At 70.1% G+C, this 24,177-nt stretch carries 25 protein-coding genes; 13 read left to right on the forward strand and 12 right to left on the reverse strand.

All coding sequences use genetic code 11. The features are described from left to right. Positions 1–57: 57 nt before the first annotated feature. Positions 58–981, forward strand: coding sequence for a DUF808 domain-containing protein (locus PGB34_RS13595; RefSeq protein WP_271428629.1), 924 nt, complete (start codon positions 58–60; stop codon positions 979–981). A gap of 67 nt (positions 982–1,048) precedes the next feature. On the opposite strand, the gene PGB34_RS13600 is transcribed toward PGB34_RS13595, so the two are convergent. Next, entirely contained in the window at positions 1,049–1,246 is a 198-nt protein-coding gene (locus PGB34_RS13600) for a hypothetical protein (protein ID WP_271428630.1), read from the reverse strand. Positions 1,247–1,344: 98 nt separating this feature from the next. Beyond that, the gene (locus tag PGB34_RS13605; protein ID WP_225784778.1) at positions 1,345–1,503 is read right to left on the reverse strand and encodes a hypothetical protein; all 159 of its coding nucleotides are present in this window, start codon (positions 1,501–1,503) and stop codon (positions 1,345–1,347) included. A gap of 370 nt (positions 1,504–1,873) precedes the next feature. Here PGB34_RS13605 and PGB34_RS13610 point away from each other — a divergent pair, with 370 nt between their 5' ends. Next, on the forward strand, positions 1,874–2,131 hold the full coding sequence (locus PGB34_RS13610; RefSeq protein ID WP_271428631.1) for a hypothetical protein: 258 nt from the start codon (positions 1,874–1,876) through the stop codon (positions 2,129–2,131). A gap of 32 nt (positions 2,132–2,163) precedes the next feature. On the opposite strand, the gene PGB34_RS13615 is transcribed toward PGB34_RS13610, so the two are convergent. Both PGB34_RS13615 and PGB34_RS13620 read right to left on the reverse strand, forming a co-directional pair. Beyond that, entirely contained in the window at positions 2,164–3,864 is a 1,701-nt protein-coding gene (locus tag PGB34_RS13615; RefSeq protein WP_271428632.1) for a ShlB/FhaC/HecB family hemolysin secretion/activation protein, read from the reverse strand. Continuing rightward, positions 3,864–5,114, reverse strand: coding sequence for a collagen-like triple helix repeat-containing protein (locus tag PGB34_RS13620; protein ID WP_271428633.1), 1,251 nt, complete (start codon positions 5,112–5,114; stop codon positions 3,864–3,866). The genes PGB34_RS13615 and PGB34_RS13620 overlap by 1 nt, the downstream gene beginning before the upstream one ends. Before the next feature lie 314 nt (positions 5,115–5,428). Between PGB34_RS13620 and PGB34_RS13625 the strand changes: the two genes are divergently transcribed. The 4 genes from PGB34_RS13625 (at position 5,429) to PGB34_RS13640 (ending at position 9,225) form a co-directional block, all read left to right on the forward strand. Beyond that, a complete protein-coding gene (locus tag PGB34_RS13625) occupies positions 5,429–6,109 on the forward strand; it encodes an alpha/beta hydrolase (protein WP_271428634.1) in 681 nt (226 codons plus the stop codon). A gap of 192 nt (positions 6,110–6,301) precedes the next feature. Beyond that, complete coding sequence (gene gshA, locus PGB34_RS13630; protein WP_271428635.1) at positions 6,302–7,864, forward strand: glutamate--cysteine ligase; 1,563 nt, start codon at positions 6,302–6,304, stop codon at positions 7,862–7,864. A gap of 109 nt (positions 7,865–7,973) precedes the next feature. After that, positions 7,974–8,282 carry a putative quinol monooxygenase gene (locus tag PGB34_RS13635; protein WP_271428636.1) on the forward strand — a complete coding sequence of 103 codons (309 nt, stop codon included), beginning with the start codon at positions 7,974–7,976 and terminating at the stop codon, positions 8,280–8,282. Positions 8,283–8,316: 34 nt separating this feature from the next. After that, on the forward strand, positions 8,317–9,225 hold the full coding sequence (locus PGB34_RS13640; protein WP_271428637.1) for an SDR family NAD(P)-dependent oxidoreductase: 909 nt from the start codon (positions 8,317–8,319) through the stop codon (positions 9,223–9,225). Positions 9,226–9,254: 29 nt separating this feature from the next. Here PGB34_RS13640 and PGB34_RS13645 read toward each other — a convergent pair whose 3' ends face one another. From PGB34_RS13645 to PGB34_RS13655, 3 genes are all read right to left on the reverse strand, one after another. Further along, on the reverse strand, positions 9,255–9,788 hold the full coding sequence (locus tag PGB34_RS13645) for a hypothetical protein (protein WP_271428638.1): 534 nt from the start codon (positions 9,786–9,788) through the stop codon (positions 9,255–9,257). 163 nt (positions 9,789–9,951) lie between these two features. Next, a complete protein-coding gene (locus PGB34_RS13650; RefSeq protein ID WP_271428639.1) occupies positions 9,952–10,791 on the reverse strand; it encodes a siderophore-interacting protein in 840 nt (279 codons plus the stop codon). A gap of 8 nt (positions 10,792–10,799) precedes the next feature. Beyond that, positions 10,800–11,330, reverse strand: a complete 531-nt coding sequence (locus PGB34_RS13655) for a PadR family transcriptional regulator (protein WP_271428640.1) — start codon at positions 11,328–11,330, stop codon at positions 10,800–10,802. A 163-nt stretch (positions 11,331–11,493) separates the two neighbouring features. Between PGB34_RS13655 and PGB34_RS13660 the strand changes: the two genes are divergently transcribed. Together PGB34_RS13660 and PGB34_RS13665 are read left to right on the forward strand one after the other, a co-directional pair. Then, on the forward strand, positions 11,494–11,973 hold the full coding sequence (locus tag PGB34_RS13660; protein WP_271428641.1) for a carboxymuconolactone decarboxylase family protein: 480 nt from the start codon (positions 11,494–11,496) through the stop codon (positions 11,971–11,973). A 26-nt stretch (positions 11,974–11,999) separates the two neighbouring features. Then, the gene (locus tag PGB34_RS13665) at positions 12,000–12,740 is read left to right on the forward strand and encodes an SDR family oxidoreductase (protein WP_271428642.1); all 741 of its coding nucleotides are present in this window, start codon (positions 12,000–12,002) and stop codon (positions 12,738–12,740) included. A 19-nt stretch (positions 12,741–12,759) separates the two neighbouring features. Here the strand turns inward: PGB34_RS13665 and PGB34_RS13670 are convergent, their stop codons facing one another. After that, positions 12,760–14,082, reverse strand: coding sequence for a sulfatase family protein (locus tag PGB34_RS13670; protein ID WP_271428643.1), 1,323 nt, complete (start codon positions 14,080–14,082; stop codon positions 12,760–12,762). Between the two features lie 8 nt (positions 14,083–14,090). Beyond that, positions 14,091–15,086: a Bug family tripartite tricarboxylate transporter substrate binding protein gene (locus PGB34_RS13675; RefSeq protein WP_408647890.1), complete on the reverse strand. Its 996-nt coding sequence runs from the start codon at positions 15,084–15,086 to the stop codon at positions 14,091–14,093. An 85-nt stretch (positions 15,087–15,171) separates the two neighbouring features. Between PGB34_RS13675 and PGB34_RS13680 the strand changes: the two genes are divergently transcribed. After that, positions 15,172–15,690: a MarR family winged helix-turn-helix transcriptional regulator gene (locus PGB34_RS13680; protein WP_271428644.1), complete on the forward strand. Its 519-nt coding sequence runs from the start codon at positions 15,172–15,174 to the stop codon at positions 15,688–15,690. Positions 15,691–15,702: 12 nt separating this feature from the next. Here the strand turns inward: PGB34_RS13680 and PGB34_RS13685 are convergent, their stop codons facing one another. From PGB34_RS13685 to PGB34_RS13695, 3 genes are all read right to left on the reverse strand, one after another. After that, complete coding sequence (locus PGB34_RS13685) at positions 15,703–16,827, reverse strand: mechanosensitive ion channel family protein (RefSeq protein WP_271428645.1); 1,125 nt, start codon at positions 16,825–16,827, stop codon at positions 15,703–15,705. A 124-nt stretch (positions 16,828–16,951) separates the two neighbouring features. Then, positions 16,952–19,261, reverse strand: coding sequence for an FUSC family protein (locus tag PGB34_RS13690; protein ID WP_408647891.1), 2,310 nt, complete (start codon positions 19,259–19,261; stop codon positions 16,952–16,954). Further along, positions 19,258–20,325, reverse strand: a complete 1,068-nt coding sequence (locus PGB34_RS13695) for an inositol monophosphatase family protein (protein WP_271428646.1) — start codon at positions 20,323–20,325, stop codon at positions 19,258–19,260. Before PGB34_RS13695 ends, PGB34_RS13690 begins: the two co-directional genes overlap by 4 nt. A 182-nt stretch (positions 20,326–20,507) precedes the next feature. Here PGB34_RS13695 and PGB34_RS13700 point away from each other — a divergent pair, with 182 nt between their 5' ends. From PGB34_RS13700 to PGB34_RS13715, 4 genes are all read left to right on the forward strand, one after another. Then, positions 20,508–20,846: a DUF3649 domain-containing protein gene (locus PGB34_RS13700; protein WP_271428647.1), complete on the forward strand. Its 339-nt coding sequence runs from the start codon at positions 20,508–20,510 to the stop codon at positions 20,844–20,846. Beyond that, positions 20,843–22,555 carry a PepSY-associated TM helix domain-containing protein gene (locus PGB34_RS13705; RefSeq protein WP_271428648.1) on the forward strand — a complete coding sequence of 571 codons (1,713 nt, stop codon included), beginning with the start codon at positions 20,843–20,845 and terminating at the stop codon, positions 22,553–22,555. Before PGB34_RS13700 ends, PGB34_RS13705 begins: the two co-directional genes overlap by 4 nt. Continuing rightward, positions 22,552–22,863 (forward strand): DUF3325 domain-containing protein, encoded by a 312-nt coding sequence (locus tag PGB34_RS13710; RefSeq protein ID WP_271428649.1) that lies wholly within the window; start codon positions 22,552–22,554, stop codon positions 22,861–22,863. Before PGB34_RS13705 ends, PGB34_RS13710 begins: the two co-directional genes overlap by 4 nt. 121 nt (positions 22,864–22,984) lie before the next feature. Then, complete coding sequence (locus PGB34_RS13715; protein WP_271428650.1) at positions 22,985–24,130, forward strand: YncE family protein; 1,146 nt, start codon at positions 22,985–22,987, stop codon at positions 24,128–24,130. Positions 24,131–24,177: the final 47 nt, after the last annotated feature.

Genomic DNA, 24,177 nt, shown 5'->3' on the forward strand with positions numbered 1-24,177 from the left:
TGCCATGCGCCGCCGCTACCATGCCCAGCTTCCTGATCACCCATCTCCGAGGAATCCATGGCTTCCAGCCTGCTGCTGCTGATCGATGACATCGCCACCGTGCTGGACGACGTGTCCGTGCTTACCAAGGTGGCGGCCAAGAAGACCGCCGGCGTGCTGGGCGACGACCTGGCGCTCAACGCGCAGCAGGTCACGGGCGTGAAGGCCGACCGCGAACTGCCCGTGGTGTTCGCGGTGGCCAAGGGCTCGGCGGTCAACAAGCTGATCCTGGTGCCGGCCGCGCTGGCCATCGCGAGCTTTCTGCCCTGGCTCATCACGCCGCTGCTGATGGTGGGCGGCGCCTTCCTGTGCTTCGAAGGCGTGGAAAAGCTGCTGCACAAGTTCCTGCACAAGGAAGAGGCCGCCGACGAGGCCGCGCGCCACACCCAGGCCGTGGCCGACCCGGCGGTGGACCTGGTGGCGCTGGAAAAAGAGAAGGTCAAGGGCGCGATCCGCACCGACTTCATCCTCTCGGCCGAAATCATCGTGATCTCGCTGGGCGCGGTGAGCGGCCAGCCCTTCGTCACCCAGCTGGGCGTGCTGGTGGCCATCTCCGTGGCCATGACCATTGGCGTCTATGGCCTGGTGGCCGGCATCGTGAAACTGGACGACGCGGGCCTGTACCTGAGCCGGCGCGAGGGCAGCGGCGCCCGCGCGCTGGGCCGCGCCATCCTGGGCTTCGCGCCCTGGCTCATGAAGGCGCTGTCGGTGCTCGGCACGGCGGCCATGTTCCTGGTGGGCGGCGGCATCCTGGTGCATGGCGTGCCGGCGGTGGGCCATGCGCTGGAAGACTGGGCCCACGTGGCTGGCGGCGTGGTCGGCCCGCTGGGCACCATGGCGGCCAACTTCGGGGTCGGGCTGGTGGCTGGCGCCATCGTGGTCGCGGTGGTCGAACTGTTCAAGCGTCTGCGCGGCGGCAAGAAGGGCGCGGCCGCCCACTGAGGGCCTTCAGACCCGGCTCGAATGCAGCCCCATGGGCGCCACGCACAACGTGCGTGGCGCCTTTTCCTTATTTGCGTGGCTTCTTGCGCACGAGCGCCACCACCATCAGCGCCACACCCAGCACGAGCGCGAACCAGCCCACGGTCTGGGCGCTGGCCAGCATCTCGCGCCAGCCGGCCGAACGCATCACATAAGGCCCCAGCAGCACGGCCACCCCGATCAGGGCGCAGGCCATGCCGCGCAACAGCATCTGGTCGTTCTTCATGGGGTTGGGGTCCTTCGGTATCCAGAAAAAGAAGAAGGCGCCTCGCGGGCGCCTCCACAGCTCGGTCGCGCAGCAGTCACTGTGCGGCCGGCCCGGCATCAGCCCTGGTGGGCGCGCTTGCCGGGGTTCTTCTTGCTGCGGGTGGCCGTGCCGCGCTCCAGGCTGCGCTTCTGGCCCACGCCCTGGCGTGCGACGGTGGCGCCCGGCAGGGGCTTGGTGGCTTTGCGGTCTGCTTCGGTGACGATCTTGTTGCCCATGGCGGGTTTCCTTTTTTGGAGGGGTGAAAAGAAAGCGAAACCCCGTATTGGGCCACATCTGGCGTGGCTTTTTCCCGTGCCCGTGTTTGGCGCGGTGATTTTTTTGCGCCGAGCGGCCGGGCAGGCGCCTGTTTTGCGCTCCAATCAAGCCCGGATGTGCGGCTTGTCGGCGCGCCTCCAAGCCGCTTCCATCCGATTCTTGCGCCCGCCGCGCTTTTGTCCCATGCCTGCTGTTCGTGCACGTCCTGCCGCCCGCCTGTATGCCCTGGCCCTGTGTGCTGTCCTTGGAGCCGCACCGGCTGCCGGCCAGGACGCGGCCAGGGCCTTCCCTGTTGAGGCCTCGCGCTTCCTCGAAACCGAATGGCCCGCCATGAACGCCGCCGTCGCCGCGCGCGACCGCAGCTATTTCGAAGGCGCCATGGCGCGCACCGTGGACCTGGCCGAGCGCTGGGGGTTCAAGTCGCGAGCCAATCCGGCGCTGGCGCCCTATGAGGCCTGCACGCTGGCGGTGTCCGACCTGGTGGCGGTGGGCCTGTGCCAGCTCACGCCGCAGGCCGACGGCTGCACGCCCATGCTGGCCAGCGGCTTCGAGCGCAACCGGCAGGCCTGCCGCGACGCGGCGCGCTGAGCGCAGCGGGTCCATCGCCTGAACGGCGGCACTCAGCGTTCGCCGAAGTTGTAGTTCAGCAGCAGCGTCAGGCGCGCCCGGCGCAGCGGGTTGGTGGCGCTGGCATCGCCCACGGGCTTGGCCACGGCCAGATCGAGGTGGTAGTGCCTGCCGTCGCTCAGCCGCGTGCCCAGGGCCACGGAGCGCAGGCGGCGCGGGGCGGGCCAGCCCTTTTTCAACGAGACCTGGGCCGCCTCCAGCAGCAGATAGGGCTCGACTTGCCTGAGCCATTCGCCGCCATCCACCTTGAACAGGCGATTGAGCTCCGCGCCCACGCCCCAGCCCGAGTCGCCGGCCGCATCGCCGGCCGAATAGCCCCGTCCGAAACGCTGGCCGCCAAAGGAAATTCGTTCGGACGCGGCCAGCGAGTGTGGGCTGTACTGCGCGCCCAGGCTCAGGGCCGAGCCCCACTGGTTCTCGAAACGGTCGCGCTGGCTCGCCTCCAGGCTCAGGCGCGTGAAGTCCAGCCGGGCGGGATTGACGCCCGCTGCGCCGCGAACGTTGCTGCGTTGCTGTGCCGTTGCACCCAGGCCGCGCAGGCCCTGCGCCAGCATCAGGTTGGCGCTGCGCGCACGCGAGGCATCGCCACCCTGGTAGCCCAGTTGGGCGAACACGGCGCGCACGCGCGTGTCGTCGTCCAGCCTGGTGCCGGTGAGCGGCACGCTGTAGGCGTCCAGGTTGTTGACGGCATAGAGCCCGCCGCTGAGCGTGAGGCTGCGCCGCGCGTCCAGCAGCAAGGGGTGGCTGGCCGAGAACTCGGCCCTGCGGTTGGTGTTGCGCCGCTCGATGCGCGCGCCGCGTTCCATGTTCTCGTCGGGGTAGCCGCGGTAGTGCGTGAAGCTGGCCTTGAGGGCCGTGCCGTCGGCGCCCACCAGTTGGCTGTAGCTGGTGGTGAGCAGGGCCTCCTGGCGCGGATGGCCCAGCAGGGTCGAGGCGCTGAGCTGCCCGCCGGCCGTCAGGGGGTCGTTGAGCACGCCGGTCAGCACGGCGCGCGGCCGAGGCTGGCGCAGGTCTGCGCCCAATGAAAGGTCATGCGGCTGGCGCTTGACGTGCAGCACCAGTGTGGTCGCGCCATCGGTGCTGGCGGGCAGGGCGGCCGTGGCCTTCACGTTCAGGCCGGGCAGGCGGGCCATGAGCTGGCTCACGCGCTCGAAGCTCGCCTGGCGCAAGGGCCTTTCGGCCTGCAGTGTGGCGGCCATGGCACGCAGGCGCTCTTCGCCGGGGCCGGCATCGCCTTCGATGCGCACGCTGGCGATGTAGCCTTCCACGGCCACCACGCGCACCACGCCGTCGGCGAAGCTTTGCTCGGGCAGGTAGACGAAGGCCAGCGGATGGCCGCGTGCGCTGTAAAGCGCGCTGGCCTGGCGTGCCGCCTGCACCAGGCGTTCCACCAGCACGGGCTGGCCCACCCACGGCGCGAACAGGGCGGCCACCTCGGCGAAGGGGATGGCGCTGACGCCTTCGATGTCGAAGCGCGTGGGCGTCACGCTTTCCCCCAGGCGCCCCGCTGCGCCGGCGGGCTGTTGCAACGCCACCTGGGGCCGCGGCACCGGGGGCTGTTGCTGCTGCGCAGGCAGGGGCAACTGGTCAAGCGGGTTGCCCGAGGACTGTGCCTGGGCGGCCGCCGCCAGCGCGCCTGCCAGCATCGCATTCAAGCCCGAGCGCAGCCAGTGCAGGCCGGCCTGGGCGGGCATCAGCGCTGCTGCGTCAGACCGGTGAGACCGCCCAGAAGACCGGTGCCACCGGTGCTGGTGCCGCCCGCGGTGCCGCCCAACACGTTGGTCAGCAGGCCGCCGGTGCTGCCGCCGCTGAGCAGATTGGTGGTGGTGCCGCCGGCCAGTGGTGCAGTCACCGGGCCGGTGAGCGGCGCCGCGACGTTCAGCACCGGCGTGACGATGGTGCTGACCACGGGCGTGACCGTGTTCAGGACCGGGGTGATCACGCCGCCGACGCCTCCGGCCGTGCCGGTCAGGCCGGCCGTTCCCCCGCCAAGGCTCAGACCGCCCGTCAAGCCGCCCAGGCCACCGGTCAGGCTGCCCAAGCCACCGCTGGTGTTGTTGCCCGGCGCGTTCACGAGGTCGCCGACATTGGCGACCGTCGTGCCCAGCGCAAGGCCCACACCGTTGCCCTGGCCACCGGGCAGGCTGCCGCCCGCATGGCTGATGGCGTGGCCGAGGCGGTCGGTCAGCCCGTCGACCGGCGGGCCCAGGCCGGTGGTGCGGCCCACCTGCTGGGTGAGGGTTTCGAGCCTGCCGTCCACGCTCACGATGGCTTCGCTGCTGCGGCTGGTGAGCTGGCGAACGGCGCCGTTGTCGAGCACGGCGCCCACCCGGTCACCGAGCTGGCCGACGCTGCCGCCGACCGTGTACACCAGCCCGCCCACGGGCTGGGTCGCGGTTGCCAGCGGCGTGCCCGCGCCGACGGTTGCCACCGTGCCACCCAGGCTGGAAACCGCCGCACCCACATGCCGGACCGTGGGCTGCGCACTGGCCAGCGTCGTGCCGACCGGATCGGAGGTCTGGCCCAACTGGCCCAGGCCATTGGCCACGCCCTTGCCCAGCTCGCTCACCGCCGCGCCGGTGGAGGCCACGACGCCGCTCGTGGCGCCGCCTTGCGACAGTCCGCCGATGAGCTGGCCCGCCTGATCCACCGTGTTGCCGGCGCCGCGGATCGTTCCGCCCAGGGCGCTGGTGGCCTGGGGTGTCTGGCCGGGAGCGGTGCCGCCGCCCGGGTTGGTGCCGCCACCGGGCGTACCGCCGCCGCCCACGATGGTGTCGCCGCCGCTGCCGCCGCCAGTGCCAGTGCCTGAACCACCGCCTGCGCCTGCACTTGCGCCCGCGCCAGAAGGCGTGGTGGTGCTGGTGCTGGTGCCGGCGAAGCCCAGGTTCGTCGAGCCCTTGGACGCGCAGGCGCCCAGCAGCGAGAGGGCGGCGACTGCCGCCACCGCGACCGCGAGGCGTTTGCAGCCTGGTTCCCGTCGATATGTGATGCTCATGACTACCCCCTGAGACCGTTCCTCGTGCGAAAAAGGAGGCGCGCGGTGCGCCGCCCGCTTGGGGCTCGGTGAAAAAGTTCTCGCCAGGCCCTGAGGCAGTGTGAGCGTGGTTAAAGCATGTTTCTCATTTGAAACAAGAAAATCAGCCTAAAAACAAAGCAATAAATCACGTAATTAATTTGTAAATTACTGCTTGTAGTGCTTAATGCCTATCAAGTTATGCTAATGAAACTTAAAGGTTCAACTCTGTCTGGAGCTTCGTCATGGCTGTGCGTCCTGCTATCGAAATAGAAACCGGCGCCGCGCCGCGCGCTACCGTGATGCTGATGCACGGCCTGGGGGCCGACGGCAACGATTTCGCGCCCATCGTGCCCGAGCTGGCACCGATGCTGGCAGCCGTGGGGCCGGTGCGCTTCGTCTTTCCGAACGCGCCCGAGCGTCCCGTGACCATCAACGGCGGCTACGTGATGCCCGCGTGGTACGACATCCTGGGCCCCGGCCGGCCCGAGGACGAAGCGGGCCTGCGCGCCTCCCAGTCAGAGATCGAGGCGCTGATCGCGCGCGAAAAGGCGCGCGGCGTGCCGGCCGGGCGCCTGGTGCTGGCGGGCTTCTCGCAAGGCTGCGCGATGGCGCTGCTCACGGGGCTGCGCCATGCCGAGCGGCTGGCGGGCATCGTGGGGCTGTCGGGCTACCTGCCGCTGGCGGCCAGCACAGCCGCGGAACGCCACCCGGCCAACGCTGCCACGCCCATCTTTCTGGCCCATGGCCGGCAGGACGAGATCGTGACCCTGGCACGGGCCACCGCATCGCGCGACGCCCTGCTGCAACTGGGCGCACCGGTGCAGTGGCGCGAATACGCGATGCCGCACAGCGTCTGCGCCGAGGAGATCGCCGATCTGGGGCGCTTTCTGGTGGAGGTGCTGGGCAGCGCCCAGGCTGGCTAGCGCGCGCCGAGAACGCCTGCCGGCGTGGGGGAAATGCCCAGGGGGCCTGAACAAGATCCAAGGCCGGAGCCACTCGAATGCTCCTGATTCAAGAGCGATGACCTGCGCAGCCATTGCGGCGCGGGGTCGCCAGCAGCCGGGCTGCGGTGGTGGTACCGTGCGGCCCCACACAAGAGCAAAGAGATCGGAATCATGAGCACACTGCAACAGCGGCTGGAGGCGCTGCCGGCGGCGCGCATGCTGGGCATGCGGCGCGGCATCGAACGGGAGAGCCTGCGTTCGCAGCCTGACGGCAAGCTGGCGCTGACGCCTCATCCCGCTGCCCTGGGCAGCGCGCTCACGCATTCGAACATCACCACCGATTTCAGCGAATCGCAGCTGGAGCTGATCACCGGCGCGCACACCGATGTGGACGCCTGCCTGGCCGAATTGCGCGAGGTCCACCAGTTCACCTACCGCGCACTGGCCGCGGCCGGCGACGAAAGCATGTGGCTGGCCAGCATGCCCTGCGGCCTGCCCTCCGACGAGACCATCCCGCTGGGGCGCTATGGCACCTCCAACGTGGGCCGCGCCAAGAGCGTCTACCGCATGGGGCTGTCGCACCGTTACGGCCGGCGCATGCAGACCATCTCGGGCGTGCACTACAACTGGTCGCTGCCGGGCGTGAGCAGCGAGGCCTATTTCGCGCTGATCCGCAACTTCCGTCGCCATGCCTTCCTGCCGCTGGTGCTGTTCGGCGCTTCGCCGGCCGTGTGCGCGAGCTTTGTCGAAGGGCGCCCGCACGAGCTGCAGCCCATCGGCGAGTACACCATGCACATGCCGCATGGCACCTCGCTGCGCATGGGCCGGCTGGGCTACCAGAGCGAGGCGCAGGCCTCGCTGGCCGTGAGCTACAACAGCCTGGACGGCTATGGCGCCTCGCTGGCCGATGCGCTCACGCGCCCGTATCCGGCGTACGAAAGCATCGGCATCCGCAACCTGGGCGGCGAGTACAACCAGTTGGCCACCACGTTGCTGCAGATCGAGAACGAGTTCTACGGCACCATCCGGCCCAAGCGTGTGATCTTTCCCGGCGAGCGTCCGCTGCATGCGCTGCGCGAGCGCGGCGTGGAATACGTGGAAGTGCGCCTGCTGGACCTAGACCCGTTCTCGGCGCTTGGCATCCAGGCCCAGACCATGCGCTGGCTGGACATCTTCCTGCTGCACTGCCTGCTGTCGGACAGCCCGCCCGATTCGCGCGAGGAGATCGCCGAGATCGGCCACAACCAGCACCTGACGGCTGCGCGCGGGCGCGAGCCCGGCCTGCACCTGCACCGCAACGGCCAGGCCGTGCCGCTGGTGGTGTGGGGCGCGCAGATCCTCGCCGAGTGCGAGCCCGTGGCCGCGGCGCTGGATGCAGCCCATGGCGGCGGCACGCTGTACCGCGAGGCGCTGGCCGCCGCGCAGGCTTCGCTGGCCGCGCCGCAGACCCTGCCGTCGGCCCGCGTGCTGGCGGCCATGGCCGACCGGCATGGCCACAGCTTCATCGACTTTGCACGCGAGCGTTCGCTGGCCGCGCGCACCGAACTGCTGAACCTGCCCTGGTCCGAGGACCAGCAGCGCACCTGGGAGCAGCGCAGCGTCGACTCGGTGGCCGAGCAGGCGCGCATCGAGGCGGCCGATACCCTGCCTTTCGAGCAGTACCGCGAGCAGTACGTGTCGCCGGGCCGTCTGGGGCTGCGCCCGTTGCGCGGCGAAGCATTGCTGGCGATCTGAGGCCCACCACTCGCCGCAAGGCAGGGCGCATGTCCACCACCGGACAGCGCAGGCGGCGCGGGCGTGGAACACTGGGCCTTTTGTGCATTTGCCCAGGAGACAAGAAGCCATGATCCATGTCGTCGCCACCGTGGAGCTGAACCCCGGCACCCGCGAAGCCTTCCTTGCCGAGTTCAACAAGCTGGTGCCCACGGTGCTGGCCGAAGTGGGTTGCGTGTCGTACACGCCCACGATTGATTTCGAGCCCGCCATTCCGGGCCAGACGGCCATGGGGCCGGACCGCGTGGTGGTGGTCGAGCAATGGCAGAGCATCGAGAACCTCGCGGCCCATGGCGCCGCGCCGCACATGAAGGCCTACCGTCAGGCCGTCAAGCCGTATGTGCGCGGCATGGAACTGCGTATCCTCCAGGCCGCCTGAGCAACCCACACACTCTCACGGAGCACAACCCAGCATGAGCATCGATTTCAAGGGCCGCGTGGCCATCGTCACTGGCGCGGGCGGCGGCCTGGGCCGCCAGCATGCACTGGCCCTGGCCGCGCGCGGCGCCAAGGTGCTCGTCAACGACCTGGGCGGCGCGGTGGACGGGCAGGGCGGCTCGGTCACGGCGGCGCAGCAGGTGGTCGACGAGATCCGCGCGGCCGGCGGCGAGGCCATTGCCAACGGCGCCTCGGTCACCGACTTCGCGGCCGTGCAGGCCATGGTGCAGCAGGCGGTGGACGCCTGGGGTCGCGTGGACGTGCTGGTCAACAACGCCGGCATCCTGCGCGACAAGAGCTTCGCCAAGATGGAGCTGGCCGACTTCAAGCTGGTGGTGGACGTGCACCTGATGGGCGCCGTCAACTGCACCAAGGCCGTCTGGGCGCTCATGAACGAGCAGAAGTACGGCCGCATCGTGATGACCACCTCGTCCTCGGGCCTGTACGGCAATTTCGGCCAGAGCAACTACGGCGCCGCCAAGCTGGCGCTGGTGGGGCTGATGCAGACCCTGAGCCTGGAAGGCGCGAAGAACAACATCCACGTGAACTGCCTGGCGCCCACGGCCGCCACGCGCATGACCGAGGGCCTGATGCCGGCCGAGGTGCTGGCCGCGCTCAAGCCCGAGGCGGTGGTGCCGGCCATGCTGGTGCTGGCCCACGAAAGCGCGCCCACGCGCACCATCCTGTGCGCGGGCGCGGGCACGTTTGAAGCGGCGCACATCACGCTCACGCAGGGCGTGCATCTGGGGCTGGCTGCCGACACGCCGGAGCAACTGGCGGCCCGGCTGGCGCAGGTGACCGACCGCAATGGCGAGCAGGTGCCGCAAAGCGGTGCCGCGCAGGGCACCAACGAAGTGACGCAGGCGATGGCGGCCCGCGGCTGAGGCTCCGGCCTGCGCCGGGCGGCCCGCGGTCAGGCGTGGCCGTCCAGGGACTGCAGGTCGGTGCGCTCGGCGCGGCGGCGGCGCGCCACGCGCACGGCCTCCACCCACAGGCCCAGGTTGAAGGGCTTGCCCGTGGCGCTGTTGCGCACTTCGACGATGCGCTCCAGCGGGAAGATGCGCGGGTCGTAAAGGCTGTTGCCCTTGGCCACGATGGCCTGGCGGTGCAGGTCCAGCTGCTCGACTTCGATCAGGCGATACACGGCCTTGCCATAGGCATCGCGGTAGCAGATCTGGATGGTGGGCTGCTCGTCCACGATCAGCGCCTGGCCGTCGGCGCGGCCCACCGTGCCCCAGTGGCTCTGGTTCTCATCGAGTTCACCATGCGTGCTGGGCATGTCCAGTGCCGCATGGCCCGAGCGTACGCGCGCGGCCAGGATGCGGCGCTTTTGCCGCAGCCGCTCGCGCGCGCTGCTGCCCAGCCAGTAGATCAAGGCCAGCAGTCCGATGCTGGCAACCGCAAGCAGCATCCATTGCTGCCATTGGGCAAAGTCGACGTTCCTCATCACTTCTCCCCCTCGGGCGGCGATTGCCTCCTTCGGTCCCTGAATTTTGCTGGTTTTAATCCGTAAGTTTTAATAATTCAAAACTTACGCGTCACATTCTGCGGAGGGCGTGGGGGAGCGTCAATCACCTGTTTGGGGAGGGGGCGAGCAGGAATGCCGGCTTTCAATCCTCGTGCTTGTCGTGTGTGCCCGCGGCGCCACGGCGCCAGTAGCCCGAGGCGCGGATCCACTGCGGATTGGCCTGGCAGTCGTTGACCAGGTGCGCGCGCAATGCCTTGGCGGCGGCCGACTCACAGCCGATCCAGGCATGGAAGGCGCCCGTGGGCAGCGGCGTGGCGCGCAGGGCCGCCAGCAGCGGGGGCTCCTGGCCGGCCACAGCAGCAGCACCGTCGCGGTGGACCCAGACCACCTGCACATCGGCCGCGGAAGGCAGCGGCACCTGGTCGGCCGCGCTGTCCACTTCGGCCAGCACCCGCACGCGCGCGCCGGCCGGCAGTTCAGCCAGGCGCCGCGCAATGGCGGGCAGGGCCGTGTCGTCGCCGATCAGCAGGTGCCAGTCGAAATCGGTGGGCACCAGGAAGGAGCCGCGCGGCCCGCCCACGCCCAGCAGGTCGCCGGGCCTGGCGGCGCGTGCCCATGCCGTGGCCGGCCCGGCCTCGTGCAGGGCGAAGTCCACCTGCAGCGTGCCGGCGACCGGGTCGTGGTGGTGCGGCGTGTAGTCGCGTGCCACGGGCCGCGGGCCTTCGGGCCAGATCGGGCCTTCGGGCCCGGCCGTGGGGAGTGTCAGCGCCCCGGTCTGCGGGTCGGGGAAGAAGAGCTTCATGTGGTCGTCGAAGCCCGGGCTCAGAAAGCCCTCCAGTTCGGGGCCGCCGAGCGTGATGCGGATCAGGTGCGGCGTGGGCTGCTCGGTGCGCAGCACCGACAGGCGCCTGAAGCGCAGGGCATGGCGCACGCGCTGGGCGCGGCGGTCAGGGGAGGCGGTTGCAGCAGCAGAAGAGTTCATGTGTGGTGTCAGATGCGTTCAATGTGTTGCGCGGCTTGGTCGAGCACGGCCGCGAAGGCGTGCGCCTGTTCATCGCTGAGGGGTTCGCGCGCGAGCCGCATGCGCATCGCGAGCTTGAGGTTCTCGATGGCCCGTGCCACCTGCGGCGGCCGGCCGGCGCGCAGGCCCGCGCCGTCCACCCCCGCGTGCATGCGGGCCATCAGTTCATCGGTGGTCTGTCGTTGTTCGGCCAGGAAGTCCAGCCCGGCTGCCGTGACGCTGTAGCGCTTGCGGCCGCCATGGTCGGGTGCGTCCACCGTGACCAGGCCCGTCTCTTCCAGCCAGGTCAGCGTGGGGTAGACCACGCCCGGGCTGGGGCTGTAGCGGCCGCCCAGCCGTTCTTCGATGGCCTTGATCAGTTCGTAGCCGTGACGGGGCAGGTCGGCGATCAGCTGCAGCAGCACCAGCTTGAGGCCGCCGCGCCCGAAGATGCGGTGGCCTCCGCCGTGCCGGCCGCCGGTGCCCGCGGCGGCCTGCGTGGGAGAGCTCGTGGAAGTCATGGAGGCGATTTATATCTGGAATAAAAAAGATATATCGAAATAAGGGGATTTGGCGGGTACGGGCGCGGCCGATGCCGATCGGCGTCACAAGCCGCCGCGCTGCCACGTCTTGAGAGGGAAGGCGGTCCAGGCCTTCCACTTTCCAACCCAAGAGGAGATTTCCATGGAACAACGTCTCAATGCCATGCAGCAAGGGCCCGAGCTCTTCAAGAAGCTCGGGGAGTTCAGCCAGTTGGCGAAGAAGGGCCCGATCGAGGCGGGGCTGCTCTACCTCATCGAGCTGCGTGCATCGCAGCTCAACGGCTGCGCCTTCTGCGCCGACATGCACATCAAGCAGGCCAAGATCCACGGCGAAGGCGAGTTGCGCCTGCACCATGTGGCGATCTGGCGCGAGTCGCCGCTGTTTGGCGCCCGCGAGCGCGCGGCCCTGGCCTGGACCGAGGTGCTCACGCAACTGTCGCCGCAGGGCGTGCCCGACGCCGACTACGCCGCCGCGCGCGAGCAGTTCTCCGAGCAGGAACTGGTGGTGCTGACGCACAACGTGATGGGCATCAACGCCTGGAACCGGCTGAACGTGGCCTTCCGCACCATCCCGGGCTCGCTCGACAAGGCCTTTGGCCTGGACAAGGCGCAGTTCGCCTGAACCCCAACAACCCCAGGAGAAGCTTCATGAAGATCGTCGTCATCGGCGGCACCGGGCTGATCGGCAGCAAGCTGGTCCGGCTGCTTGAACAACAGGGGCACGAGGCGCTGGCCGCGTCGCCTAACACGGGCGTCAACACGCTGACCGGCGAGGGCCTGGCGGCTGCGCTGGCCGGCGCGCAGGTGGTGGTGGACGTGGCCAACTCGCCGTCCTTCGAGGACCAGGCGGTGCTGGATTTCTTCCGCACCTCGGGCCGCAACCTGCTGGCCGCCGAGGCTGCCGCGGGCGTGTCGCACCACGTGGCCCTGTCGGTGGTCGGCACCGACCGGCTGCAGCAAAGCGGCTACTTCCGGGCCAAGCAGGCGCAAGAAGACCTGATCGAGGCCAGCGGCCTGCCCCACACCATCGTGCAGGCCACGCAGTTCCTGGAGTTCCTGGGCGGCATCGTGCAGTCTGCTGCGGCGGGTGGCGAGATCCGGCTGTCGCCGGCCTTCATCCAGCCCATCAGTTCGGACGATGTGGCGCAGGTGCTGGCGGAGGTGGCGCTGGCCGCGCCGCGCAACGGCCGCCTGGAGATCGCCGGGCCCGAGCGCTGGCGCCTGGCGCAGCTGGTGCAGCGCTACCTGGACCTGAAGCAGGACGCGCGCCGCGTGGTGACCGATCCGCAGGCGCTGTACTTTGGCGCGCCCCTGGACGACGCGACGCTGGTGCCCGCGGGCGCCGCCCGGCAGGGCAGCGTCACCTTCGCACAGTGGATGGGGCGTTGAGGGCGGCGGCAGCGCGCGCTCAGCGCTGCGGCATGTCCTTGGCCGAGTAGCCCAGGCTCACCGTGGCGTCTTCGGGGATGGGCGGCATGCCCGCATTCCAGGCCTCCCAGTCCGCGCGCATGCGCGCCAGCCGCTCGCCCTGCCGGCTGCCCAGGTTGGCGCGCTCGCGCTCGTCCTGCGCGAGGTTGAACAGGTAGTCGTGCCCGTCCACGCGCAGGTACTTCCAGTCGCCCTCGCGCAGCGCGCGCTGGCCGCGGTGCTTCATGCGCCAGTGCAGGGGCCGCTCGAAGGTGTGGCCGGCATCGCGCAGCACAGGCATGAGCGATTGGCCGTCCAGCGGGTACGCCGGGTGCGCCGCCACGCCGGCCGCGTCGAGCATCGTGGCCGACCAGTCCATGCTCATGCACAGCTGGCGGCTTTCGCAGCCCGGGGCGATCACGGCCGGCCAGTGGGCGATCCAGGGCACGCGGATGCCGCCCTCGCTCAGGTCCATCTTGCCGCCCACCAGCGGCCAGTTGTCTGAAAAACGCTCGCCGCCGTTGTCGCTGGTGAACACGATCAGCGTGTTGTCCAGCTGGCCGTTGCGGCGCAGGGCCTCGACGATCCAGCCGATGCCTTCGTCCATGTGATGGATCATGCGGCGGTAGGTGTCGATGTTGCCGCCGGCCAGATCGAAGAGGTTGTCCTTCACCGCGGGGGCGCGGGCGGCGTCGTCGCGCGTTTCCCAGGGCCAGTGCGGGGCGGTGTAGTGCAGGCTCAGGAAGAAGGGCGCGTCTTCGCGGGCCATGCGGTCCACAAGATCGACGGCGCGGCGCGACAGCAGGTCGGTGAGGTAGCCCTCGTCCTGGCGTTCCTGCTCGCCGAACCACAGGTCGTGCGTGCCGCGCGAGTCGCAGTGGCTGAAGTAGTCCACGCCGCCGGACAGCGGGCCGAAGAACTCCTCGTAGCCCGAGTGCAGCGGGCCGAAGGCGGGCGGATAGCCCAGGTGCCATTTGCCGATGAGGGCCGTGCGGTAGCCCGCGCCCTTGAGCAGCGAGGGCAGCGTCGGGTGCTGGGGCGGCAGGCCCAGCGTGCTGCTGCCGCGGCTGTCGCTGCGGATCGGCTCCTCGGCCGCGCCGCGCAGCCGGTACTGGTAGCGCGCGGTGATGAGGCCGAAGCGCGTGGGCGAGCACACGGGCGAGTTCGCATAGCCCTGCGTGAACTTCGCGCCCTGCGCGGCCAGGCGGTCCAGCACGGGCGAGACCGGGCCGAAGGAAGCCGCGCGCCCGCCATAGCAGCCCAGGTCGGCGTAGCCGAGGTCGTCGGCCACGATGAAGATGAAGTTGGGGCGTTGCCGGCTCACTGCTGCGTTCAAGGTTGGTAGCCCGAGGTCTTGACCACCGGCGCCCACTGCGCGCGGTAGGCCTTGAGCATGGCTTCGGTCTGGGCCCGCGTGCTCACCACCGGCACCAGCTTGTTGTCGGCAAAGCGGCGCTGCATCTCGGGCTCCTGCATCACGGCCTGGATGGCCTGGGCCAGCCGGTCGACCTTTTCGCGCGGCATGGCGGCGGGAGCGAAGAAGGCGTTCCAGCCCGTGCCCGTGAGGTCCAGCCCCGACTCCTTGAAGGTGGGCACGTCGGGCGCGAGGCTGGAGCGCTTGGCGCCCGACATGGCCAGGATGCGGAACTTGCCGGCCTGGTAGTGCGGCAGTTGCGCATCGAAGGTGTCGACGGCGATGGGCACCTGGCCGCCGATCAGGTCGGTGATGACCGTGGCCGAGCCCTTGTAGCCGATCACCTCGGCGCGCACCTTGGCGCTCTGGCCCAGCATCAGCGCGAAGAAGTGCGGCAGGCTGCCGGTGGCGGGCACGCCGATGTTCGACTGGTTGGGGTTGGCGCGCATCCAGTCCAGCAACTGCGTGAGGTTCTGCGCGGGCACGCCGGGCGCCACGGCCAGGCCGAAGTCGTAGTCGTTGACGTGGGACACGGCCTGGAAGTCGCGCTCGGGGTCGTAGCCGTTGTCCTTGAAGACCAGCGGCGCCACCACCATCACGGCCGGGTTGGCCACCATCAGCACGTTCTGGCCGGCCGGCGCGCCCTTGAGCTGCTGGGCCGCCAGGCGCCCGCCCGCGCCGGGCTTGTTGTCCACCACCACCGGCACGCCCAGGGTCTGCGCCAGCCGGTCGCCGACGAAGCGCGCCACCATGTCGGTGGTGCCGCCCGGCGCGTAGCCGACGACCAGGCGCAGCGGGCCGTCCAGCGGCTGGGCCTGCGCGTTGCCGGTCATGCCCATCGCCAGGCTGCCCAGCGCGGCTGCTGCAGCAGCTGCCTTGAGGGCCCAGCGGCGCGTGTGTGGATGTGTGCTCATGCCTGTCGCCTCCTTGTGTGTGCGGCGCCGATTCTGGAAGTCTCACAATCGATTGTTCAAATCAACTGTTGTGCGGACTAACCCCATGACGCTTCCCACCGCTGTGCCCGCCGACGGCGAGGGCGCCCGCCCGCTGGATGACCTGCTGCTGTACCGGCTGAGCCGCCTGCTGGACGTGGCCGGCAGCATGGTGATCCGGCTGTGCGAGGGGCGCTTCGGCATCACGCGGCGCGAATGGCGGCTGATCGCCACCCTGGCCAGCCGCGGGCCCATGAGCTCCTCGCAACTGGCCCAGCAGGCGCAGCTGGACCGCGCGCGCACCTCCAAGGCCGTGGGCTCGATGGTGGCCAAGCAACTGGTCTCGCGCACCCAGCCCGGCGGCGACCGGCGCCATGTGCTGCTGGGCCTCACGCCGGCCGGGCGCGCCGTGTACGACGCGCTGTACCCGCTGGCGGCGGCCATCAATGCCGAGCTGCTGTCCACACTGACCGAGGCCGACGCGCACACGCTCGACCAGGCGCTGGCCACCATGCAGCGCCGGGCCGAGCAGATGGTGGCGCGGGCCGAGCTGCCCAAGGCCGACCGCCGGCGCGGGCGCAGCTGAACGCCCCGTGCGTCAGGGCGCGGGGCTGCTCGGCGTGGCCGTGGGCGGGGCCTGCACCGGCGCGGCCGGCGCCATCGAGGGCGAGGGCTGGTCCGCGCCATCGGCCTCGATGCGCAGGCGCGGCAGGTGCTGCGGGTATTCGCGCTGCATGAAGTCGATCAGGCCTTCGCGCACCTTGCAGCGCAGGTCCCACGACAGGCCTGAATTGGCCGAGGTGCACAGCACGCGCAGCTGCATGGTGCGCTCGCTCGCGTCGGTCACCACCAGGTTGAAGAAGCGGCCATCCCATTCGGGCGCTGCCTTGACGATGCGCTCCACCTCGGCGCGCAGCGGCGCCAGCGGCGTGGCGTAGTCCACGTGCACGAACACCGAGCCCAGCAGCTGGGCGCTGGCGCGCGTCCAGTTCTGGAAGGGCTTTTCGATGAAGTGGTTCAGCGGAATGATCAGGCGCCGCTCGTCCCAGATGCGCAGCACCACGTAGGTGCCGGTGATCTCCTCCACACGGCCCCATTCGCCTTCGACGATCAGCACGTCATCGAGCCGGATCGGCTGCGTGATCGCGATCTGCAGCCCCGCGATGAGATTGCTGAACACCGGCTTGGCGGCCAGGCCGCCGACGATGCCGATCACGCCCGCCGAGGCCAGCAGGCTGGCCCCGACCTGCCGCGCGCCGGGGAAGGTCATCAGCATCATGGCCGTGCCGAGGATGCCGACGATGACCATCGCGGTGCGCGCCAGCACGCGCGTTTGCGTGTGGATGCGGCGGGCCTGCATGTTGTCGGCCACGTCCACCGAATGGCGCAGCAGCACGGCATCGGCAAAGCCGTTGATCAGGCGGATGGCCAGCCAGGTGAAGCAGAAGATCAGCGCCAGCGCATTGAGGTGGCGCAGCGCGGCCAGGCCGCGCAGCTCGTCGGGCGCGGCCTGCCAGACGCCCTGCAGCGCCAGCAGGGGCAGCAGGATGCGGGTGGCCGGCTGGGCGGCGCGCGCGAGCGCGTTCACGGTGAGCAGGGGCCGCGTGACGCGCAGCACCACCAGGGCGCCGAGGCGGTGCAGCAAAAGCGCCACTGCCACGGCAATGAGTGCGGCCACGGCGGTGTTGAACCAGGGATGGGAAGTCAGCGTGTCTAGGGTCATGCGCGAGCAGGTTCCGGGGGAGATGAGTGCAAAAAAACCGGGCGGGGCGCGAGGGCCCGCCGGCGTCACCCGCGGAGGGTCCGGCAGGAAATGTGCCGCGCACGGTACGTGCGCAGCCGGCCTGTCAGCGCGAGCTTGCGGACGGGAGTGTCTGATCGGCCGGAGGTTCCCCGGCCGATGCGCCGGGGTCGGCGGACGCGGCGTTGTCCTGCAAGGCCTGCATGGCCTGGCGCGCGTCGGCGCCCAGTTGCTGGGCCAGGCCCAGCGCCAGATCGAGCCGGCGCAGCAGCCAGGGGCTGATGTCGTTCTCGAAGGGGTCGGGCAGCGGCACGGGGCCGGGCAGCAGCGAAGGTGCGCTGCGCGAATCGGCCGAGCTTTCGGCGCCATCGACGGCCGGCGCGTCGCCGATGGCGGCCTCGATGCGCTGGGCCGCGCGCTGCAGCGGGCCCTCGACGCTGGACAGGGTGAGCCGGTCGCGCCGCTGCACCAGCATGGTCTTGACGGCGCTGAGCTGGGCCAGCAGCTGGTAGCTGTGGGCCTGCAGCCGCTGCAGCAGCGCCAGCGGCGGCTGCACCGCGCGCGGCTCCGACAACGCGCGCTGCGTGGCCTGCACCAGCGCCGACAGGCTGTCGAAGGCCTCGCGCCGGGCCAGTCGCCAGGCCAGTTCGGGCGCGTTGTCCAGCGCCTGCAACTGGCCCAGCGACAGCGCGTGTCGCGCATGGCGCGCCTGGGCCACCAGCGTGCGCTTGAGCAGCGCCGGCAACTGCTTGCGCTCCCACGAGGGCAGCACGTAGCAGAAGCCCCAGGCCAGCGCGGCGCCGATCAGCGTGTCGGCGATGCGCTCGCCCAAAGCGAAGGTGGGCGCCGCGCCCACGTTGAGCATGTGCGCCTGGCCCAGGCCCAGCACGGTGGCGGCAATGGCCGTCCACACGTATTTGCGTACCGCAAAGCCATGCGCCACCGACTGCGCCAGCGACATGATCAGCAGCATCTGCAGCGGCCCCGGATGGAGGGACAGCACGGCCACCGCCAGCACGCTGCCCAGCAGGGTGCCGGCCACGCGCTCGTTGCGGCGCTCCAGCGTCTGCGCCAGGCTGCCGCGCAGCACCACCACGATGGTCAGCAGGATCCAGTAGTCGTGCGAGCCCCAGGGCATCAGCACCGCGATGGCATAGCCGGTGCCCAGCGCCAGTGCGGCGCGCAGCGCGTGGCGCAGCGGCGGGGCGTCCCAGTGCCACAGCGCCAGGAAGGGCGCGGGCGACCAGTCGGTGGGGCTGACGAACATCTGCCAGTTGGCGCGCACGATGGCCAGGTCGGGGGCGCGTTCGCCGCGGGCCAGCTCGGCCAGGCGCCGCACTTCGTCGTTGAGGTGGCCGATGCGGCTGGCCAGCCCGCGCGCCAGCATGGCGGCCGAGGGGCCGTGCGGCGCGGCCTGCGCCTCGGTGCTGGCCTGGGCGGCATGGATGGCGGCCAGCTGCGGGCGCCGATCCACCACGGCGTCGGGGCGGCGCAGCAGCAGCAGGGCGTCGGCCGCCGCTTCCACATCGTCGGCCAGTGCCAGCAGCACCTCGCGCATGGCGGCCAGCGCGCCGGCATGGCGCGGGTGCTCGCGCAGGCTGTCCAGGTCCAGCTCGCTGGCCAGCAGGTGGTCGCGCATCTCCAGCGCGGTCATCAGCATGCCGGCCAGGCGCTGGCGCGAGGGCGTGCGCGGCGATTCGAGCACCAGGTCGCGCGTGGCCTGCAGCTGATCGGCCAGCGTGGCCTGCGCGGCCAGCATCTGGCTCAGCAGCGGCGCGGCCACTTCGCGCACATCGCTGGACTCATCGCGCGCCGTGAACTGGCGCGCCTCGCTGCGCATCAGCGCCGCGACCGAGAACAGCACCTCGGCCATGGCCAGTTGCCGGTAGCGGGCGTTGAGCAGCAGGTTGACCAGCGTGGCCCACAGCAGATAGAGCAGGGCGCCCAGCGCCACATGGCCGGTGCGCGCTAGGGCCTCGGCCAGGCTGTGCGGCGCTGGCGTGGCCATGGCAAAGACCATGGCCAGCATCACGGCAATCGCCACCGGGATGCCGCGCTTGCCCCAGGCCATGGCCAGGAAGGCCAGGAAGGTGGCCGGCACCAGCAGCAGGCCCAGGCGCCATGGCATGCCGTGCAGCATCTGCACCGCGAAGAACAGCGGCACGCCCAGCAGCGGTGCCGGCAGCATCTGGCGCAGCTTGCCGCGGCGCGGGGCCGCGCGGTCGGGCGGGCTGGAGAGGATCACGCCCGTGGCGGCGGCGGTGCCCGCCGCGGCGCCCAGCCACAGGTGCACGCCGCCCGAGATGAGCAGCAGCCCCAGGGCCACCATCAGCCCGTTGAGCACGTCGGCACTCAGGGCCACGCGCAGCGCGGCCCGGGTGCGTTGCACCGCGGCACCGGGCTGCAGGGCGATCACGGCTGCTTGTAGTCCGAGCCCGTGGGTTGCGCGCCTTCGGCGGCCGGGCGCTTGGCGCGCACCAGCTTGCGCTGCACGGGGGCCGCAGGCGCGACGGCCTCCTGTTGCTGGTGCTGGGCTGCGGCTTCGTCGTTCAGGCCGACGGTGGAGCGCGCGTACAGGTCGGCCTCGTTGCCTTCGGTACCTGCACCCGCAGTGCGGCGCGAGCCACCCACGGCGCGTGCGCGCTCGGTGGCGGCGAGCTTGTCGTCCACGCCCGCGAACTTGGAGTACTTGTGCAGGATCGGCACCAACTGGCCATAGATGCGCGGGCTGCCGGCCATGCATTCGCGCTGCTCCAGGTATTCGCCTTCGCCCGTGAAGTTGCCGATCAGGCCGCCGGCCTCGGTCACCAGCAGCGAGCCGGCGGCCACGTCCCAGATGTTCAGGCCGGTTTCGAAGAAGGCGTCGCAGTAGCCCGCGGCCACGTAGGCCAGGTCGAGTGCGGCGGCGCCGGGGCGGCGCAGGCCGGCGGCGCGCGGCATCAGGTCGGCCATGATGGCCAGGTACTGCTTGAAGTTGTCGCCCGCGCGGAAGGGGAAGCCCGTGGAGATCAGGCTCTGGTTGAGCATGGTGCGCTTGGACACGCGAATGCGCCGCTCGTTCAGGAAGGCGCCGCGGCCCTTGGAGGCCGTGAAGAGGTCGTTGCGCGTGGGGTCATACACCACGGCCTGCTCGATCTTGCCGCGGAAGGACAGCGCGATGGACACGCAGTAGACCGGGAAGCCGTGGATGAAGTTGGTGGTGCCGTCCAGCGGGTCGATGATCCAGACGTAGTCCGAATCGCGGGCCCCATGTTCGGTGCCCGATTCCTCGGCCAGGATGCCGTGGCCGGGGTAGGCGGTCAGCAGCGTCTCGATGATGGCCTGCTCGCTCGCGTGGTCCACCTCGGTCACAAAGTCGTTCACCTGCTTTTGCGAGATGCGCACCGCCTCCACGTCGAGGGCGGCGCGATTGATGATGGCGCCAGCGGCGCGTGCGGCCTTGATGGCCACGTTGAGCATGGGGTGCAGGTTGGACGACATGAATTGTGGGAAGAACGGGACGCGCAGGAGCAGCGCTGGGGACGGCGACCCGGCGATGCGGGCGGACAGGGGCGCGATTCTAACGGCGGACTGCAAAAAACCGTGACCGACAGAGCGGGGCCGCTCATCGGCTGGCTGCGCCTGCCCGTACAATATTGATAACAATTCGCATTGAGTTTTGCATGACCCTCCTCGCGCATAGCGTCGACCAGGCGCCGTGGCGCCGTTTTCTTGCGGGCGCCCTGCGGCATCTGCCGCTGGTTTCCAGAATCGTGGCTGCGCTGTTCGGCGGCTATGCGCTGGCGGCGCTGTTCAGCGTGGCGGCGCTGGCGCTGCCCATGGACAAGACCCAGGCCGTGTTCACCGGCATGCTGGGCAGCTTCATCGTCTACACGCTGGCCGTGATCTGGGTCTTTGCCGTGCGATCGGCCACCCGTGCCTGGGTGGGCCTGCTGGTGGCGGGACTGCCCATCGGACTGGCGGCGCTGTGGGTGCTCAAGGGGCAGGGGGCGGCGGCATGAGCGCAGCGAGCGTGAAGCCGGCACCCCAGGCCGGCGCGAAGAAGGCGCCCAAGGCCCCGGGCCTGCGCCAGACCATGTCGGACCTGCACATCTGGACCGGGCTGCTGATGGGCTGGTTCCTGTATGCGATGTTCCTCACCGGCACGGTGAGCTACTTCAAGGAAGAGCTTTCGCAGTGGATGCAGCCCGAGCTGGCGCATCAGGCCAAGGTGCCTGAGCTGGCGGGCGTGGCGCAGCGCGTGGTCGACACGCTGGCCGTGCAGGCGCCCGGGAGCCCGCAATGGAGCGTGGGCCTGCCCGACGAGCGCACCAACGTGGCCTCGGCCTTCTGGCGCAACCCCGGCGTGCAGGGGCGGCGCAGCTTCGAGAGCGCGCGTTTCGACCCGGCCACGGGCGAGAAGGTGGCGGCGCGCGAGACCGCCGGCGGCGACTTCTTCTACCGCTTCCACTTCCAGTTCCACTACATGCCGGTGCTCTGGGGTCGCTGGCTGGCGGGCATCGCGGCCATGTTCATGCTGGTGGCCATCGTCAGCGGCGTGATCACGCACAAGAAGATCTTCATCGACTTCTTCACCTTCCGCTGGGGCAAGGGCCAGCGCTCGTGGCTGGACGCGCACAACGCGCTGTCGGTGTTCGGGCTGCCCTTCCATCTGATGATCACCTACTCGGGGCTGATCACGCTGATGCTGATGTACATGCCCTGGGGCAACGACGCGGCCTTCAAGACGCCCGCCGAGCGGCGCGAGCTCACGTCGCAGATGAGCGCCTTCGTGCAGGCCGAAAAACCCAGCGGCCAGAAGGCGGCGCTGCTGCCCGTGGGGCCCTTCGTGCGCGAAGGCGAGGCGCGCTGGGGCGTGGGCAACGTCAGCCGCATCACGGTCAACAACCCGGGCGACGCCAATGCGCGCGTGGTCATCGCGCGCGGCGAGGAGGGCCGGGCTTCCTACAGCCCGCAATACCTGCTGTTCAACGGCACCACCGGCGCGCTGATCGAGGCCAAGGACAAGGTGGGCGGCGCGGCCGAAACCCGCGGCGTGCTGTACGCGCTGCACCTGGGCCGCTTTGCCGACGACGCCGTGCGCTGGATGTACTTCCTGGTCAGCCTGGCGGGCACGGCCATGGTGGGCACCGGGCTGGTGATGTGGACCGTCAAGCGGCGCGCCAAGCTGCCCGATCCGCAGAAGCCCTATTTCGGCTTCTGGCTGGTGGAGCGGCTGAACATTGCCGCCATCGCCGGCCTGTCGGTAGGCATGGCCGCCATGTTGTGGGCCAACCGCCTGCTGCCGCTGGAGTTGGCGCAGCGCCGCGAATGGGAGATCCACGCCATGTTCATCGCCTGGGGCGCCACCTTGCTTTGGGCCTTCGTGCGGCCTGCAAAGAAGGCCTGGATCGAGCTGCTGTGGGCCGGTGCGCTGGTGCTGGCGCTGCTGCCCGTGCTGAACATCTTCACCACCGACCGGCCGCTGTGGTCCAGCCTGATGGACGGCGACTGGGTCTTTGCCGGGCTGGAGCTCACGCTGCTGGCGCTGGCCGCGCTGCACGCGATGCTGGCCGTGCGCACGGCGCGGCACAAGCCCAAGGCCAGGCCGGTGCGAAAGGCCGCTGCGGCTTCTGCCGCTGCAGCCCCCAGGCCGGCCGCCCCGCCGACCGCGGAGGGCCGCCTGCCCGGCGTGGAGGCGCAACCCGCGCTGCGCGAGGCCGCACCATGATGGCCCTGCACCTGATCGCCGCCCTGATGTGCGTGCCGGGTTTCGCGGCGCTGGCGCTGGCCATGGAACGTCACCAGGAAGATGTCTTCGGCGCAGCGCTGGCCGCGGGCCGCACGCGTGCGCTGCGCGTCGCGGGCTGGGCCTTGCTGCTGCTGGCGCTGGTGCTGCTGGTGCGCACGCAGGGCTGGTCGCTGGGCCTGGTGTCCTTCTCCGGCCACACCAGCTTTGCGGCGGCGCTGAGCTTCCTGGGCCTGATCGCGATCGAGCGCTGGCGGCTGCGCGCCCAACCGCGCGGGGCCGCGCGCTGAGCCGCGCCGGCTTGCGTCCGGGCGGGGGCCGACCGCCGGCCCTTCCTCCTTCATCCCTTTTTTCCGTGCGCCGGGCTCCAGGGCCTGGCGCTTCTTCCCTTGTTGTCATGGAGAGGCAATCATGATCCTTCGTTCTTCCCTGCTGGCCGCTGCGGCCCTGAGCGCGCTGCTGGCCGGCTGCGCCACTGGCACTGCCAGCACCGGCGCGGCGCCCGCCGCAGCCACCGCTGCCGCCGTGCAGGCGCAGCGCCAGGCCCCGGCCCGCGGCATCTATGAACTGGCCTACAGCCCGCGCCAGAACGCCGTGTTCGTGGCGAGTTCGGGCGGCTTCGGTGCCGACGCCGCGCCGGCCAAGGTGCTGCGCCTGAATCCGCAGACCCTCGCGGTGGAACGCGAGATCGTGCTCGAGCGCAAGGCTTTCGGCGTGACGCTGGACGATGCGGGCGGCCGCCTGTACGTGGGCAACACGGTGGACCTGTCAGTCACCGTGGTCGACATCGTGAACAACCGCGTGGTGGGCGTGGTGCAGCTGGAGCCCAAGGTCAAGGGCAAGGACGGCAAGGAGCGCTATGCGCGCGACCTGCGCGAGCTGGCCGTCGACCCGGCCAGCAAGCGCCTGTTCCTGCAGGGCCATTCGGGCGAGGGCAGCGTGCTCTACGTCGTGAACACCGAGACCCTGAAGGTCGACAAGATCCTGCCGGGCCTGGGCAATGCCAAGGCTCCGGGCCTGGCCTTCGATGCCGCAGGCCAGCGCCTGTTCGTGACCAACCTGCTGGGCGAACTGATCACCATCAGCACGCGCACGCTGGAGATCACGCAGCGCATCAAAACCGACGCCGAGCAGCCGATGAACATCGCCTTCGATGCGGCCACCCAGCGCCTGTTCGTGACCGACCAGGGTGCGGAGATGATCCGCAACTACCAGGGCAAGAGCATCCCGGGCTTCAAGTCTTCGCACCCGGGCAACCGCGTGGCCGTGTTCGACGCCAACACGGGTCGCCAGCTTCACAGCATTCCCACCGGCGCAGGGCCCATGGGCGTGCTGCTGGACGCGCAGCGCAAGCGCCTGTACGTGACCAACCGCGATGCCGGCACGGTGAGCTTCTATGACAGCGCCAGCTACGCGCCGCTGGGCACCGTGAGCCTGCCCACGCACCCCAACAGCCTGTCGCTGGATGCGCAGCGCAATGTGCTGTACGTGTCGATCAAGAACGGCAAGAAGGACCCGAAGGACGCCGCCGAGAGCGTTGCACGCATCGTGTTTTAAGCGGGCCAACGCCGGCCGCCTTCGAGCGGCCGGGCAGGGTGACAATG

The organism is Xenophilus arseniciresistens, assembly GCF_028023875.1.
In the GTDB taxonomy this organism is placed as follows: domain Bacteria; phylum Pseudomonadota; class Gammaproteobacteria; order Burkholderiales; family Burkholderiaceae_C; genus Xenophilus; species Xenophilus arseniciresistens.

Coding starts and splice junctions, on each gene's coding strand:
- PGB34_RS13595 (WP_271428629.1), top strand. CDS start 58: ATGGCTTCCAGCCTGCTGCTGCTGATCGATGACATCGCCACCGTGCTG.
- PGB34_RS13600 (WP_271428630.1), bottom strand. CDS start 1,246: ATGAAGAACGACCAGATGCTGTTGCGCGGCATGGCCTGCGCCCTGATC.
- PGB34_RS13605 (WP_225784778.1), bottom strand. CDS start 1,503: ATGGGCAACAAGATCGTCACCGAAGCAGACCGCAAAGCCACCAAGCCC.
- PGB34_RS13610 (WP_271428631.1), top strand. CDS start 1,874: ATGAACGCCGCCGTCGCCGCGCGCGACCGCAGCTATTTCGAAGGCGCC.
- PGB34_RS13615 (WP_271428632.1), bottom strand. CDS start 3,864: ATGCCCGCCCAGGCCGGCCTGCACTGGCTGCGCTCGGGCTTGAATGCG.
- PGB34_RS13625 (WP_271428634.1), top strand. CDS start 5,429: ATGGCTGTGCGTCCTGCTATCGAAATAGAAACCGGCGCCGCGCCGCGC.
- gshA (WP_271428635.1), top strand. CDS start 6,302: ATGAGCACACTGCAACAGCGGCTGGAGGCGCTGCCGGCGGCGCGCATG.
- PGB34_RS13635 (WP_271428636.1), top strand. CDS start 7,974: ATGATCCATGTCGTCGCCACCGTGGAGCTGAACCCCGGCACCCGCGAA.
- PGB34_RS13640 (WP_271428637.1), top strand. CDS start 8,317: ATGAGCATCGATTTCAAGGGCCGCGTGGCCATCGTCACTGGCGCGGGC.
- PGB34_RS13645 (WP_271428638.1), bottom strand. CDS start 9,788: ATGAGGAACGTCGACTTTGCCCAATGGCAGCAATGGATGCTGCTTGCG.
- PGB34_RS13650 (WP_271428639.1), bottom strand. CDS start 10,791: ATGAACTCTTCTGCTGCTGCAACCGCCTCCCCTGACCGCCGCGCCCAG.
- PGB34_RS13655 (WP_271428640.1), bottom strand. CDS start 11,330: ATGACTTCCACGAGCTCTCCCACGCAGGCCGCCGCGGGCACCGGCGGC.
- PGB34_RS13660 (WP_271428641.1), top strand. CDS start 11,494: ATGGAACAACGTCTCAATGCCATGCAGCAAGGGCCCGAGCTCTTCAAG.
- PGB34_RS13665 (WP_271428642.1), top strand. CDS start 12,000: ATGAAGATCGTCGTCATCGGCGGCACCGGGCTGATCGGCAGCAAGCTG.
- PGB34_RS13675 (WP_408647890.1), bottom strand. CDS start 15,086: ATGAGCACACATCCACACACGCGCCGCTGGGCCCTCAAGGCAGCTGCT.
- PGB34_RS13680 (WP_271428644.1), top strand. CDS start 15,172: ATGACGCTTCCCACCGCTGTGCCCGCCGACGGCGAGGGCGCCCGCCCG.
- PGB34_RS13685 (WP_271428645.1), bottom strand. CDS start 16,827: ATGACCCTAGACACGCTGACTTCCCATCCCTGGTTCAACACCGCCGTG.
- PGB34_RS13695 (WP_271428646.1), bottom strand. CDS start 20,325: ATGTCGTCCAACCTGCACCCCATGCTCAACGTGGCCATCAAGGCCGCA.
- PGB34_RS13700 (WP_271428647.1), top strand. CDS start 20,508: ATGACCCTCCTCGCGCATAGCGTCGACCAGGCGCCGTGGCGCCGTTTT.
- PGB34_RS13705 (WP_271428648.1), top strand. CDS start 20,843: ATGAGCGCAGCGAGCGTGAAGCCGGCACCCCAGGCCGGCGCGAAGAAG.
- PGB34_RS13710 (WP_271428649.1), top strand. CDS start 22,552: ATGATGGCCCTGCACCTGATCGCCGCCCTGATGTGCGTGCCGGGTTTC.
- PGB34_RS13715 (WP_271428650.1), top strand. CDS start 22,985: ATGATCCTTCGTTCTTCCCTGCTGGCCGCTGCGGCCCTGAGCGCGCTG.